15 protein-coding genes are annotated in these 14,131 nt (G+C 40.5%); 14 read left to right on the top strand and 1 reads right to left on the bottom strand.

What is annotated here, in order from left to right; genetic code table 11:
• Nucleotides 1-9: 9 nt before the first annotated feature.
• The 14 genes from KFT32_RS16095 to KFT32_RS16030 all read left to right on the top strand — a co-directional run bounded on the left by KFT32_RS16095 (nt 10) and on the right by KFT32_RS16030 (nt 13,092).
• Nucleotides 10-1,110: a dipeptide epimerase gene (locus tag KFT32_RS16095; RefSeq protein ID WP_349304918.1), complete on the top strand. Its 1,101-nt coding sequence runs from the start codon at nt 10-12 to the stop codon at nt 1,108-1,110.
• Entirely contained in the window at nt 1,110-2,066 is a 957-nt protein-coding gene (locus tag KFT32_RS16090) for a C40 family peptidase (RefSeq protein WP_249435926.1), read from the top strand. Before KFT32_RS16095 ends, KFT32_RS16090 begins: the two co-directional genes overlap by 1 nt.
• A gap of 60 nt (nt 2,067-2,126) precedes the next feature.
• A complete protein-coding gene (locus KFT32_RS16085) occupies nt 2,127-3,173 on the top strand; it encodes a DUF1835 domain-containing protein (RefSeq protein WP_211748252.1) in 1,047 nt (348 codons plus the stop codon).
• Between the two features lie 77 nt (nt 3,174-3,250).
• On the top strand, nt 3,251-4,120 hold the full coding sequence (locus KFT32_RS16080) for a DUF1835 domain-containing protein (protein ID WP_211748251.1): 870 nt from the start codon (nt 3,251-3,253) through the stop codon (nt 4,118-4,120).
• Between the two features lie 58 nt (nt 4,121-4,178).
• Nucleotides 4,179-4,436: a YkgJ family cysteine cluster protein gene (locus KFT32_RS16075; protein WP_211748250.1), complete on the top strand. Its 258-nt coding sequence runs from the start codon at nt 4,179-4,181 to the stop codon at nt 4,434-4,436.
• 217 nt (nt 4,437-4,653) lie between these two features.
• Complete coding sequence (locus KFT32_RS16070; RefSeq protein WP_211748249.1) at nt 4,654-5,037, top strand: GntR family transcriptional regulator; 384 nt, start codon at nt 4,654-4,656, stop codon at nt 5,035-5,037.
• Between the two features lie 36 nt (nt 5,038-5,073).
• Nucleotides 5,074-6,180 carry a DUF1648 domain-containing protein gene (locus KFT32_RS16065; protein ID WP_211748248.1) on the top strand — a complete coding sequence of 369 codons (1,107 nt, stop codon included), beginning with the start codon at nt 5,074-5,076 and terminating at the stop codon, nt 6,178-6,180.
• Nucleotides 6,181-6,472: 292 nt separating this feature from the next.
• Nucleotides 6,473-7,453 (top strand): ABC transporter ATP-binding protein, encoded by a 981-nt coding sequence (locus KFT32_RS16060; protein ID WP_211748247.1) that lies wholly within the window; start codon nt 6,473-6,475, stop codon nt 7,451-7,453.
• Nucleotides 7,450-8,256, top strand: coding sequence for an ABC transporter permease (locus tag KFT32_RS16055; RefSeq protein ID WP_211748246.1), 807 nt, complete (start codon nt 7,450-7,452; stop codon nt 8,254-8,256). Before KFT32_RS16060 ends, KFT32_RS16055 begins: the two co-directional genes overlap by 4 nt.
• A gap of 3 nt (nt 8,257-8,259) precedes the next feature.
• A complete protein-coding gene (locus KFT32_RS16050) occupies nt 8,260-9,069 on the top strand; it encodes an ABC transporter permease (protein WP_211748245.1) in 810 nt (269 codons plus the stop codon).
• Between the two features lie 29 nt (nt 9,070-9,098).
• On the top strand, nt 9,099-10,376 hold the full coding sequence (locus KFT32_RS16045) for an ATP-grasp domain-containing protein (protein ID WP_211748244.1): 1,278 nt from the start codon (nt 9,099-9,101) through the stop codon (nt 10,374-10,376).
• A gap of 23 nt (nt 10,377-10,399) precedes the next feature.
• On the top strand, nt 10,400-11,500 hold the full coding sequence (locus KFT32_RS16040; protein ID WP_211748243.1) for a hypothetical protein: 1,101 nt from the start codon (nt 10,400-10,402) through the stop codon (nt 11,498-11,500).
• A gap of 110 nt (nt 11,501-11,610) precedes the next feature.
• Nucleotides 11,611-11,856 (top strand): acyl carrier protein, encoded by a 246-nt coding sequence (locus KFT32_RS16035; protein WP_211748242.1) that lies wholly within the window; start codon nt 11,611-11,613, stop codon nt 11,854-11,856.
• A 63-nt stretch (nt 11,857-11,919) separates the two neighbouring features.
• On the top strand, nt 11,920-13,092 hold the full coding sequence (locus KFT32_RS16030; protein ID WP_211748241.1) for a radical SAM protein: 1,173 nt from the start codon (nt 11,920-11,922) through the stop codon (nt 13,090-13,092).
• A 7-nt stretch (nt 13,093-13,099) separates the two neighbouring features.
• On the opposite strand, the gene KFT32_RS16025 is transcribed toward KFT32_RS16030, so the two are convergent.
• Entirely contained in the window at nt 13,100-14,095 is a 996-nt protein-coding gene (locus KFT32_RS16025) for a hypothetical protein (protein ID WP_211748240.1), read from the bottom strand.
• Nucleotides 14,096-14,131: the final 36 nt, after the last annotated feature.

The raw sequence follows: 14,131 nt of genomic DNA, 5'->3' as shown, positions 1-14,131 counted from the left end.
AAGTCACCCGTGTATATTCAAAATATTGAAGTCATGCGCAAATATACTCCGCTATCTAAACCATTTAAAACGGCCTTGAGAACGGTGACACAAAGCGAATCCGTACTTGTTCGTATAACCGAAGCAGGAGGGAAAGTAGGATGGGGCGAAGCACCTTCTACTGTTGTCATTACAGGAGACAGTTTAGATAGTATTGAGTCAGCCATTGTCCATATGATCAAGCCAGTACTTATCGGAAAAAGCCTTCTTTCCTACGAGCGGCTCATGCAGTCTCTACATGCTGTCATCGTTGGTTCCAGCAGTGCAAAAGCAGCTGTGGATATGGCAATTTATGATTTGGTTGCTCAGCTGTCTGGCCTGCCACTTTATCAATTTTTGGGCGGATATCGCAGCGAAATTGAGACGGATTATACGGTGAGCGTCGGATCGTCCTCTGAAATGGCAGATGAGGCAGTAAAGTGTGTAGATGCAGGATTTAACGTGCTTAAAATCAAGGTGGGAAAAGGCTCTGTAGATGAAGATATTATTCGGATTCAGCAGATACGAGAACGTATAGGCTATGAGATAAAGATCAGATTAGATGCAAATCAAGGTTGGCAAGTGAAGGATGCCATACGTTCAATACGTAAAATGGAAGAGTTGGACCTCGGGATTGAACTGGTTGAACAGCCCGTTCGCGCAGGTGATCTCGCAGGATTGAAAGCCGTAACAGATGCTGTTGACACGCTGATTATGGCAGATGAAAGTGTATTCACCCCCTTACAGGCACTTGAAGTACTTCAGTCAAGAGCAGCAGATCTCATTAACATTAAGTTAATGAAAGCGGGAGGCATCTATAAGGCGCAGCTAATTAACCAAATTGCAGAAGAGTATGGCGTAGAGTGTATGGTAGGTAGCATGATTGAATCACGTATTGCGGTAAGTGCCGCTGCACATTTTGCTGCTAGCAAAAAAAATATTACAAGGTTTGATTTTGATGCGCCTCTACTCATGCAGTCAGATGATGTTATTGGAGGGGTCATCTATGAGGGACGGAAGATGAGTTTCGCCCAAACAACGGGCCTCGGCATAGAAGATGTCATCATGAGAGAGGGAATGGAGGTGAGCTGATGAACGGATCGAGACATGAATCACACCCCTCTGTTTCCATGCTGAAAAAAACAGTAGCAGTTTCCGTTGCTACCATCTGGACTAAGCCCGAGTCACCACGTGAGCTAGACCAGATTATTTTGATAGAGCTGCCCGAGATTGGCAAATGGGCAAAAGAGATGTCTGCTGAGGAAAGACTTGATTTATGTACCGCGAATCGAACACAGACGCAGGTGCTTTTCGGGCAGGAACTATGGGTGGTTCGGGAAATTGACGGCTGGTCGGAAGTACGAATTCCTGATCAGCCAACAAGTAAAAATAGTCTAGGATATCCAGGATGGGTACCCACTTCTCAGTTATCGGAATGGATACCGGTAAACGTAGATAGGATTGTTCAGGTAACAGCACGTAAGACATTACTGACGCGTGACAAAGCAGAGACGGATTCCCCTCTTGAGTTAAGTTATATGACACTTCTCCCCTATGTGAGGGAAGTAGGTGAGGACATTATTGTAGAGACACCCCACGGGGACGGGGCATTACCTTCAAGGGATGTGATGATCGCCCAGACAAGTCAAATGAGTGTTCCTGTAGGTGGGCAAGAAAAAGGGGAACGGATCAAACAAGAGGCTTTAAAGTTCGTCCAGCTACCTTATTTATGGGGTGGCTTATCTGCATATGGATACGACTGTTCCGGCTTTGCCTATAGTATGCATGCATCCCAAGGTATCAGAATTCCGAGGGATGCCTCGGACCAAGCCAAAGCAGGAATAAATATTACAAGAGAAAACTTACGCTCCGGAGATTTGCTTTTTTTCGCTTATGAAGAAGGAAAAGGTCGTGTCCATCACGTAGGTATATATATAGGTGAGGACAGGATGATTCATTCTCCTGATTCCAACAGTTGTATTGAAATAGTGGAACTTAGTTCTTATAAGCTTCAAAAAGAACATTCGGTTTCCAAGAGATTCACTTGAGTCATATGACGGTAAGGAGGAGCTAGGATTAAAGATCATTTCTCGAATGAAGTACAGTTGATGAAACCGCATAAACTTGAAGAATTCGTTCAGTTTGTACTGCAGGAATGTGAAGTGCAGAAGCAAGATGACAGTGTGTCAGATAGCATGCTTTCAACGAAGATCACCAGTGAGTGGAATGATGCACTTCTGAAATCTCGTATTGAATCTTTTACGGAGGAAGGCGCTCCTGAGCATATTCATATTGTATCTAGCGCTTCTGCTGCAGGCCTGCTAAAAGTTTCTTTGTCGAAGGCGGAAGTCCCCCGAAATTATGTTGTGTATTACATTGAGGATTTTTTCTCAATTGGTCCACTAAAGGATTTGATGGAATCCGAAGGCAAAATGAGACGGATGCTCTGGTTAGCGAATCGTCTTGGACATGATTACTATTTATTTCATCGCCATAATGATGTATCTGCGCTGCAACCCGTTTTGGCGGGAATTCCTGCTGATAAAGTCATTACGATCTGGACGGGAAACAATGCTCACGAGCAAATCTTTCTACGGCTCATGTTGTTTGTGCTGCGAGACGTAAAGGCAACAGTAAGGGTTATCAATGCAGTAGAATCTTATCATTCCCTTCAAAATGGAGCTCTTGGAGAAGAATCTTTAACAGAAATGCAAGTAGATTGGCCACTGATGTCATTCGGACAGATGGACTCTGACAAGGTAGTTCTGCTTATTTTACAGTGCAAACCATCTCCACTGTCCGTTGAGGAGAGAAGTAGCTATGCAGAAGAGTGGATTCAGATATCTACACGTGAAGAAAATCTTCGGGTTTGGCTGCAAGGAGAATTACATTATCTGCCGGTAGATGATTATGATGAAAGGATCATGACTGTAGTAAAAGAAATATATAGGGACCGAGATTCTATAGATGATGAACATAAGAAATTGGACTATATAAAAGCAGGATATACCCTAGATATACTGATGAATCGTTATCCTGAGCTGATGAGTGATCTATTTTTTGACTACCGGATCAAAGAGTTGATTGGCGCGAGAAAACTTGATTTCATCGGTCCTCCTACTGCACTGTATCGTTATTACATAAAGCCGTTGTAGGAAACCTTATACGTATAGAGCTCTTCCTAATCGGAATACAATCGTTATATCATCGGAGAAAAAGAGGTGGGTAGCCCTTGACCAATCAGCATGTGCATTTCATGTTTGGAATGTCAGAGCAAGGAATTCTAAAGGCGGCTCTCCATAAGGCGGAGATACGACATGTTCATCAAGTGATTTCATTTAATGATTGGTTTGCATATGGCCCCTTGGAACAGCTTCATCAAGCAGGGGGAGAGAATAAGCGGTTAACTTGGTTATCGGAACGGCTGTCAAATTATGAGCGGTTGTATACTTATAATCCTGATCATCAAACAGGTAGAATTGTTGAGACGATTGAGTCTCTTCCAGATCATACGAACATAAGCATATGGCACGGTGACCATGCACATGATCAGATCGGGGTCAGATTTGTATTATCTCTGATTAAGGATCGAGAGATGAACATTTCATTAGTGAATCCGACTCAGGGTACACCGATAAAGGATGAATTAAATGATCTTGCTGTTCCCAGTTCGTATCCGGTAAGTTTGTCTCAGCTGAAGGTAACTGATTATATCCCTTTTTTACATAAGTTAAATGAGCTAAGGATACTTACTCAAGAAGAAAGATCGGATTTCGTGAAAGAATGGGAGCGTATTTCTACCGATCGTACACTATTTCGCATATGGGAGAACGGTCTCTTCCGTTTATGTACAGATGATGTGCTCGATCAAGACCTTCAACAGGTCATGACAGAACAATCACCGCTCTATCCAGACCAGTATGTTCCAGCATCCAAAGTAGTGAGTGAAGTTCTGCTGAAGAGACCTTCTTATTATCTTCGCAAAGATTTTTTAGAGTATCGCCTTCGATGGCTGATTGAGAATAAACAAATCCTCTTTAAGGGGGCTCCCGGACAACTTCATCGGTATAGTGTAAAAAACAGTACTGATGAAGTGATATAACTCGGTCAGCAGCATATACTTGTACAAATCCATGCTCAGTGGACGAGGAGGATGTGAAATGGAGTGTAGAACGGGTTGTGGTGCTTGTTGTATCGTTATATCCATCTCCTCACCTATTCCGGGCATGCCTGACGGAAAGCCGGCAGGAGTGAAGTGTGTGCAGCTGACGGAAGATCACCGTTGTAAGTTATATGGACTTCCTGTCAGGCCTAAAGTATGCGGCAATCTACAGCCAGAACGAGATATGTGCGGAGATAGCAATGAATATGCGTTCCGAATATTAAAAGAATGGGAACGCTCAACCTCCCCTCATTGAAGTATAAACTTTAGGTACACCCTATCGATCAGAAGAAAAAACCAAGATGAGTACATACTCATCTTGGTTTTTTCTGTTCAGTCAAGAGAGAAGTTGGATTAGCAGAGCGTTTTCTTATGTAGCAAGAACTAATACTTGTTTATTTACATACACATAATGTATCTGTTATACTACAAATATAACAGACAAACATAAAGTGTGGAGGTGTTAACAAAGTATGATTATTGAACTTGATATGCAATCCGAATTACCTATTTATACTCAGCTGACGAATCAGATTATCGAGGGCATTGCAAGTGGGGCCCTTGCGCCAGGAGAGGCGTTACCATCAGTACGTAGCCTTGCTTCGGACATTGGTATCAATTTGCATACAGTGAATAAAGCGTATCAACTTCTAAAACAGGAGGACTATATTCACATTCATCGTCAGAAGGGTGTAGTCGTTAATCCGAATGGGATGCCGGCTGCAGATCAGGAATTTACTAACAAACAATGTTCACAGATCAGGCCGCTAATTGCGGAAGGCATTTTGAGAGGTGTTACGCTTCAAGAAATGAAAGATATGATGGAGCAAATTTATGATGAAATCAAACCCATGTAACTTGCTAGTTAACCAAAAATAAAAGGAGAGATGTTTATGTCGTGGATCCATTTTGTAATGCTACTCACTTTATTTTTGCCGATGGCTGTCCTTACTTCTCTGGTTCCTTTCTTTACGAGACAGACGGAGAGTTTTGGGGTTACCGTAAGTGAGGAGGTATTCCACAGCGCTGCGCTGAAAAAGATGCGTAAATTATACGCTACTATTAATTTTTTAATTCAGACCGTTGTTCTCATCATCGCAATGATGATGACAATAAAAAGTTCGGATTCGGCGAATGAGTCGGCCATTTGGATTACTGCATATGTGGTTATTACGGTTGTATTCCAGTTCCTCACTCTATTTTATTTCCACAAAAAAATGAAAAAGTACAAAGCAGAGCATCTTGCGGACATGAAAATTCCTCAGGTGAAGCTAACCATTGATATGAACTTTCGTAAACAAAGGCTTGTTCTCTCTAAAAAGTGGTATTTGATTCACCTCGTGATTATTTTAGGGACTTTTCTCTTTACTCTGTTCAACTATGACCTGTTCCCTGAACATATTGTGATGCAATATGATTTGCAAGGCAATCCAACGACAATTAAGGATAAGACGATCGGTACCGTGTTTATGCCTGTCGTTATGCAGATCATGATGACCTTGCTCTTTCTGTTTATTAATACGATCATTTATCGCAGCAAACAACAGGTGGACACGGAGCATACAGAGGTGTCGCTGGAGAAAAACCGGATTTTTCGGATGCGTAATTCTATGTTTAACTTGTTTACATCGCTTATGCTCATCTTGCTATTCAGCTTCATGCAGTTCCAGATGTTATATCCCGTGGACCCAGGAATACTAGCCGTAGTCGTTATATCGGTAGTTGTCTTAATCTTAGTCGGCGTAGGTATTCTGTATGTCACGACAGGTCAAGGCGGTAGCAGGGTGAAATCTCCTGTAGCACATTCTTCTAGACCACCGCGTGATGATGATGACAATTGGAAGCTTGGGATGTTTTATTTTAATCCTGCTGATCCTTCCTTGTTTGTAGAAAAAAGAATGGGATACGGCTGGACCATTAATCATGCAAGACCACTTGCTTGGATTATATTTGGCGGTGTGATTGGCTCCATCATCCTTGTTAGTATCTTGTTAACATAAAACCGAGACATATGTATCCTCAATTGTTTACTCCATTTCAAATTCCAAGAATCCGTACAAACGAAAAAGTTTGTGCGGATTTTTTATGTATGCAACTCTTTTCCTCATTAGAATTTGCTTATTTTGTTATCTATCTAACATGTAACTACTAACATATCTTAATATTTTCCCCCTCAATCATCAGATCGTTCTCTAGACAGAGGATAATACATTTACTTACAATTAATGAATATTATGGTCGTATTTTGGTTTTCATGAAGATGATTTTATTTCTGGAGGGAGGGAATGGAACATGAGTAATGCCATAGAAGTCCGTCATTTGCAAAAAGAATTTGAATATTACAAAAAAGAAATTGGAATGAGGAAATCTCTCCAAAACTTGTTTTTTCGGCAGAAACTTGTGAAAAAAGCCGTTAATGATGTGTCATTTTCCATTGAGGAAGGTGAAATGGTTGGATTTCTCGGACCTAATGGAGCAGGCAAGACGACTACACTCAAAATGTTATCAGGTATTTTGTATCCAACCTCAGGAACCGTAAATATTTTTGGATATACCCCCTGGGAACGCAAAAAGCAATTCAAACAAATATTTTCCATAGTTATGGGTCAGAAAAGCCAGTTATGGCCTGATTTGCCGGCTGGAGAATCTATATTTCTGAATAAATGTATTTATCAGGTGCCTGATGAAAGTTATCAAAGAACACTCGAAGAACTGTCGGAGTTGCTTGATGTGAAAGAACTTCTAGGTGTGCAGGTGCGTAGACTTTCCTTGGGAGAGCGAATGAAGATGGAACTCATCGCTTCTTTGATTCACAGACCGAAGCTGATGTTTCTCGATGAGCCAACAATTGGGCTAGATATGATGTCGCAAAGATCAGTCCGTAATTTTCTGAAATATTATAACGAGCAATACCACGCTACTGTCATATTAACGAGCCATTATATGAAGGATATTGAGGATCTCTGCTCAAGGGTCATCTTGATTAACGCAGGCTCAATTTTATACGATGGGGAACTGAAAAAAGTAAATACATATAAAGATGAACGAAAGTTAATTACGTTGTATTTTTCGGAACCAATTTCAACGGAACTACTAAGAGCATTTGGTGAGGTCAAGGAGACGGATGGCTCCTATTCTGTCATCGAGGTGGGCAAAGAAGAAGTGAGAATCTGCTTGCAGTACTTGTTGGACAAGTTCCCTGTTGTGGATTTTACGGTAGAAGATCCGAAGATTGAAGATGGCATTGTCGGACTTTATAGTGGTAGCGCATGATTAGGAATAAATATGTGGTCTCCTTTCGAATTGGTTTCCAAAGCTCACTGGAGTATCGGTTTAATTTTTTTCTATCTCTGCTAAGTGCGTTCTTCCCGATGATTGTACAATATTATATTTGGACAGCGGTATATGCTAGTTCTGGTGAGAATGTCGTATTCGGGTATTCTTATCAAGAAATTATCATGTATACCATTCTAGCCGCGGTGGTATCTAAGCTTGTCATTACCAATATTGAATACTCTATTGCCGAAGATATTAAAAGCGGAGGATTGAACAAATATATCATCCAACCGATCTATTATTTTGGTTATCGAATCAGCTCATATATTGGACAGCGCCTAATTTACTTTATCATCTCCATTTTGCTCATTGTTAGTTTAACCTTCGCACTGAATAATTTCTATCAACTTCAAATGATGGATGAACGTATGATTCTCTTTTTCTTTACTCTCTTCTTAGCGATTATCCTTAGTTTTCTAATTTCGTATGCGGTTTGTGCAGTTGCCTTCTGGTTATCTGAAATTTCGTATTTCTTCGTAGTTACGAGTCTTCTGATTAATATTATGAGCGGTGGAATGTTCCCACTCGAGATTTTCGGAGAACGTGTGCAGCTTATATTTCGATTTATGCCTTTCTATTATCTCATTTACTTTCCTGTCAATTTATTGAATGGCAGAATATCTGGATTAGACATGTGGCAGGGAATGATTGGGCAAGGAGTGTGGGTTGTTCTTATGCTGCTGATTTGCCATCTTGTTTGGAAACTCGGAATGAAAAGATATCTAGGATTAGGAGGCTAATTGTTGAACCTTGTATTCGAAGTAAGACGGCATATGTATATTCTCGCGTTGTTCATAAAAAACTCGGTCATTTCACAGATGGAATACCGCATTAATTTTATTACCGGAATATTCGTAGAGACAGCTTTTCTCATGGCTAAACTTCTGTATGTTGTCGTCGTCTATAAAACGAATGTTCATATTGATGGTATGACACCAGATACGATCTTAATGTTTATGGGGACACATATTTTGCTAACAGGAATTTTCATGGGATTGTTCTATAACAACTTTCAACGATTAACCGAATATGTCCGAAGTGGGATGCTTGATCTATTGATGGTTAAGCCTATATCGCTCCAATTTCTCATCTCAGTAAGGTATATCGAGGTGGGAATGCCGATTCCGAACATCATTGCTGGAGCAGTTATGGTTGCAGCCGGTTGGAGTGCTTCGGAAATCCCGTTCACTTTTTTGAATGTAACGTTATTTATCGGTTTTTTAATTGCAGGTTTGATCATGACCTACTGTATTATGATCATTCCTTCGCTATTGTCATTCTGGTTTGTGAATACAACAGCTGCCAGTGAGATCTCATATTCCGTATGGGATGCAAACAACATGCCTTACATGATCTATAACAAATGGATACAGCGAATAGGTATCTTTATTATTCCTGTGTTTATCATTACGAATTTCGCCCCTTTACTTGTACTCCATAAACTAACGGCAGTTGAAATCATGTGGGGTATTCTTTCACCCATTTTATTTTTCATACTGATTCGTCTTCTTTGGAAGCGTGCGCTAAAGATCTATACCAGTTCAAATTTATGATGTGAATGAGAATAGGAGGGGGCAGGAACATGAATGATCACCATATTTACTTTGAACCTTTTCGCAAGACGAGACCAGAGCGCGTCTTATGGCAGGCGAACTTCAATGAAGATCAACACTGGAATGAGGTGAGCCTATTCCCCTCGTTTGTGAATCCGCACCAGCAGACGTTAATTGAACAGCAAGAACAGCAAATGTTATGGATTGCAGAACCACAAGACATTGTCTGGCTGCAGCATCCTCCTGAACCGAGTTTTTTAAAGTATGTGCAGAGCTGCCTTGGCAGGCTTCCACAAATTTGTGTGACAACAGATGCTAGGAAGGTAGCAGAATGTACAGCTAGTTGGTTACCAGAAACGTTTACTTTTATGCCCTTTATTTTAACCCTAGAAAATATTGAACTTGCCAAAAAGTATGAATGGGACTTGATCGATTCGGATGCGGATGTAGTGAAACACATAAATAGTAAATATGTTACTAGAAGGCTTGCTGAAGAAAACAAGTTTTGCGTGACGCAAGGTTGGTTTTGTAGTAATCCGCAAGAGCTAGAGAGAGCGTACAGTGAAATTCATGCATCCGGATATTCGAAAGCGGTATTGAAACAAGCATATGGTTCCTCCGGTAAGGGACTAACGATAATTGAGAATGAACTCAAATTCAATCAATTGTTGGCCTACATCCGTAAACGGAGAACTTCCTTTGAGTTGCTCTTGGAATCCTGGCATCCAACCAAGCAATCGTTAAACGCTCAGCTATGGATTGGTCCTTATTCCGCAGATTTGCTTGCGATTACAGAACAGAAAATTAATGAATACGGAGTATATATTGGCACGAACTATACCCCTTCTTATGATTCTGCTGTTGTGGAACATTACAAGATCGAAATTCTACGACTTGGGGCTGTACTGAGGGAACTTGGTTATCAGGGAATTGCGGGAGTTGACTCCATTCTTGATGCGAAGAACGATCTCTATCCCGTTATTGAAATTAACGGCCGTTTTACGCAGGTTACCTACATGCTGCCGCTGATTGAGTCGCTACTGCCACTTTATAAATATGTGGAAAGTCGTTATATCCGTTTTGAGACAAAGGGTTCACTCCAATTTGACGAGTTGAAATCCAGACTCGAGACCGACCTTCAGCCTGATGAGGAACATCAATTCACCATCTATACTTTTGCTTCTTGTCATCAACCAGATCATCATCTATATCGTATCTTTGTTCTTTTCTACGGAAATCAAGCTACCAAATTAAACGATATGCTGCATAAGTTTGAGCAGTTTACTCTGTTGCAAACATCCTCTTAAATCCTACAAGGAGGGATTGATACTTGTCAGAGACGATAACAATTCTTAGCGCAGGAAATTCATTAGGTGTGTATATACCAGCAAAGCTACTGCAGATTCAATTTCGGGATCAAGGGCTACCAGCAGATATTTTTATGTTGGAACATTTGTACGATCAAGAGACAAGGGAGAAAATTCCGAGTTACCGAAAGGCTTTTCATGACAACTTCAAAGTTGCCAAGATGGGATATAAATTAGCTAAAGATACTCGGAGCAGCCTAGGCGAGGATAGCGTAAATGTACTTCTACAACAATGGAAGCAGAACGGTAGAAGAACATTTCTCGCATTAACTGGATTTTGGATTCCCGTGTTGGAGCGATACCGAGATATGATGCCTTTCGCTGAATTGGACATTCGACTCATTCGTCTTGACGCAAGCGACACGCCGTCCTTTAGTGTCTACGGGGAGAGATGTAACCAGTTTGACAACATATGGTTGTATCCAGCTGGTGAGAACAAGATTAAGCAAACGATTGTCGTTAGCGAGGAAGAACCTGTCCCTTTTCAGAGAAGGGATAAACGACTTTTGATACACGGCGGTGGTTGGGGAATTGGTACATATAAGAGCAAAATTGCCGAACTTACGATGAACCATATCCCACTGAATATCATTGCCTACTATGACGAGGATATCTCATTTGAGACACTTGATCGTATTTCTCATCATTATTATATGATGGATCCAACATGGAACCCGTGGCAACGTAATAACGATAATGAATTTGATTTTCCTCCGTTTGCACAAATTCGTGGTAAGGGTGACACCTTAAGGTTTGAGAATGAAGGCAAATATTCAAAGGTATTTGATTTGATAAGGAATAGTATTGGGATTATTAGCAAGGCAGGGGGAGCAACTTTACTCGATTCATTGTCTTCTGCTACTCCATTAATTTTTCTTGAACCTTTCGGAGATCATGAACGAGCAAACGCAGAATTATGGGAAGAACTCGGTCTTGGAATAAACTACGATACTTGGAAAGAACAAAATTATGCTATGCATGTACTTGAAGATCTTCACCGTAACTTATGTAATACGAAGCATCATGTAGTTAATTTAATAGATGATATTACATGGGGGAGGTGATGCATGCGAAGTACAGGTAGCGTGTAGTGAAATACATGTGGACATGCAGGGTGCAGATTCATAGACGAGCGTTTTCTTATTGCATGCATAAATAAAAGGAGGAATAAACAATGATTCAAACCGTTATGACTATTTTATGTGAGATTAAGGGATCACCGGAACTGATGTCAACGTTAACTCCTCAAGCAAATATAATTGAAGATATTGGTTTGGATTCTTTGCAAATGATCAATTTTGTTCTGGCAATTGAAGATGCCTTTGATATGGAAATTGCTTTTGAGACATTTGACTATGAACATATGTGTTCTATAGAGACTTTTGTTTCTTTCCTGGAGAGGGAGAAGGCGGCTGTCTAAAGAAAGCGCTAAGACACGATGGAACGTGCTTCACTTATATTCATTATGGAGAGGGGAACCAAAATGCAACCGAAAACACTAACAAAGTTCGACCGAAACACTTTTGAAAATGTGAAGCGTACAATCCAAAACATGTCAAAGGCAAGTAGAGCTCAAAAGCAGGACCCCACGTTTGCATTGGATCTTCCTGACGATATTGGTATTAAACTAAACAATGGTTGTAATTTACGATGTAAGCACTGCTTTGAATGGGCAAATGATGGGTTTCATCACGATATGGCCAAAGAAACAAAAAATCAGGAAATCGAGTTTTCTATGCTCGAAAGCATTCTTGAACAAACTCGTGAGCGAAAATCAAGATTGTTTTTATGGGGTGGAGAACCGTTATTTTACAGTAAGTTTAAAGAGTTAGCGGATTTACTGTACCGGGATCCTCGGAATACAACCATTTGCACGAATGCACTCCTTATCGAGAAAAATCTCGATTCTATTCTGAAAATATCAGAAGACATGACACTTCTCATCAGCTTGGATGGTTTTGAAGAAGAAAATGATGCGATTCGGGGAAAAGGAACATTTAAGAAAGTAGTGCACATGATTAACATGCTGCTTGAATTGCAACGGACAGGTGAATACAAAGGAAGAATTTCGATCAGTCTCACCATCAGTGATTCCATGGTTACTAAACTATACGACTTTATGGCTTATTTTGAAGATTTGGGCGTAGATACTGTATATTTCGTATTTCCGTGGTACATCCCAGAAGATATTGCCACTAAGATGGACGATTACTACGAAGAACATTTCCACTGGCTCGAAGCAATACAGCAGCAACAGCGTTATAGCTGGCACTCATTTTCATTCCGAGTATCGCCACAGAATATAGAACCATTAAAAGCAGAGATGCAGCGGATCAACGAGCGAGTATGGAAGAATAGAATTCGTTTCCAACCTGCCCTTGAACAAGATGAAGTAGAAGCGTTTGTTCTTGGTTCTGAAAAACCTGCGATGGAACGGGGACAATGTCTATCCATTGCCAATCGGCTTGATGTGATGCCCGATGGGAAAGTGAATCCGTGTAAGTTTTTCCCTGAGTTTACCTTAGGTGATCTAAATGAAGCAGAGCTCACGGAAGTATTTCATAGTGAGAATTTTCAGAAACATCGGGAAACACTTGGAGAGGGATTAACGCCCATCTGTTCAAGATGCGTTCTGTTGTATAACTATGGGCGTTAACCAATGTTCACTTAGATCGTGATGAACTAGAGGTCAAAGTAGGAATAGATAAGATCGGAGCAAAGTTGTCACTTGTTAATGTTTGAAAGCATTCCATTTCTAGATGCTTTAGCTCTGTACATAATGGTGACAGCTTGCTCCGGTTAATCTTGCCGCTTATGGCGGCCTTCGTAAAAGCATCTTTCATTCTTTTGGCTATTTGACCGCATCGATCTAAACTCGCTACGAGTTCTTCGGAGACACCGGTGTATTCTAAGAAACGGCTAAACAGATACCGAGAACCGGATACTAGTGATAAAGCATGCTCAAGCCTTTCATAGAATGCGTGTGGATCATTAGGTTCTTGTTCAATTAAGTATTGAATGTGATCGTAAAACTGAAAGTCATCAACCAAATTTTGACGCCACACCGTAAATTTATTGGTGATAGATTCTATGATTGTCTGTTCATCTATGCCAGAAAGACGAACGAAGGTTAATAGGTGAGTCCACTCCGGGTCGCCCTTGAAAATCGCATTCTTAATGATGCTACTATCTACGTAATCGCAATACTCAGGAAAGTTATCTTGCAGCAGGTATAAGGTTTTGTCTTCATTCATTTGATAATCTTTAATCAATACAGAATGCAGGGAACCTTTGACGAGATAATCTCGGCCATAGACCCAGTGAGGAAGATAATCAAGATTACCCCAAATATAAATAAATTGATTATTTATCAGTCTTTCTTTCAGTAATAAATCTAATTCGTCTTCCGAGAGTATAGGTATAATTAATTCTTCCATATGCACATTCAAAAGTTCTAAATCCTCTCGAGTGATGGAATATCCATCATATGACCAGCGACTCTGATCCTGAACGAACAGATGATCATAAAATAAATTGGTACTTTCATATGCATTATAGAACAGCAGCTCTACAGGCAGTTTTTTTTCATGTAAGAGGAGAAGGAGCTGGATTTTTCGACATTCGTAAAAGTAGGAGATATAAGAGAGAAGATCTGACATTTAAATCACCTCTTTTTTACATAATTGGTATAAATT

It is taken from the genome of Paenibacillus sp. Marseille-Q4541 (assembly GCF_018310695.1).
GTDB lineage: Bacteria > Bacillota > Bacilli > Paenibacillales > Paenibacillaceae > Paenibacillus.
Note: the sequence above shows the minus strand (reverse complement) of the source record. Positions and strands in the feature narration are given on the sequence as shown.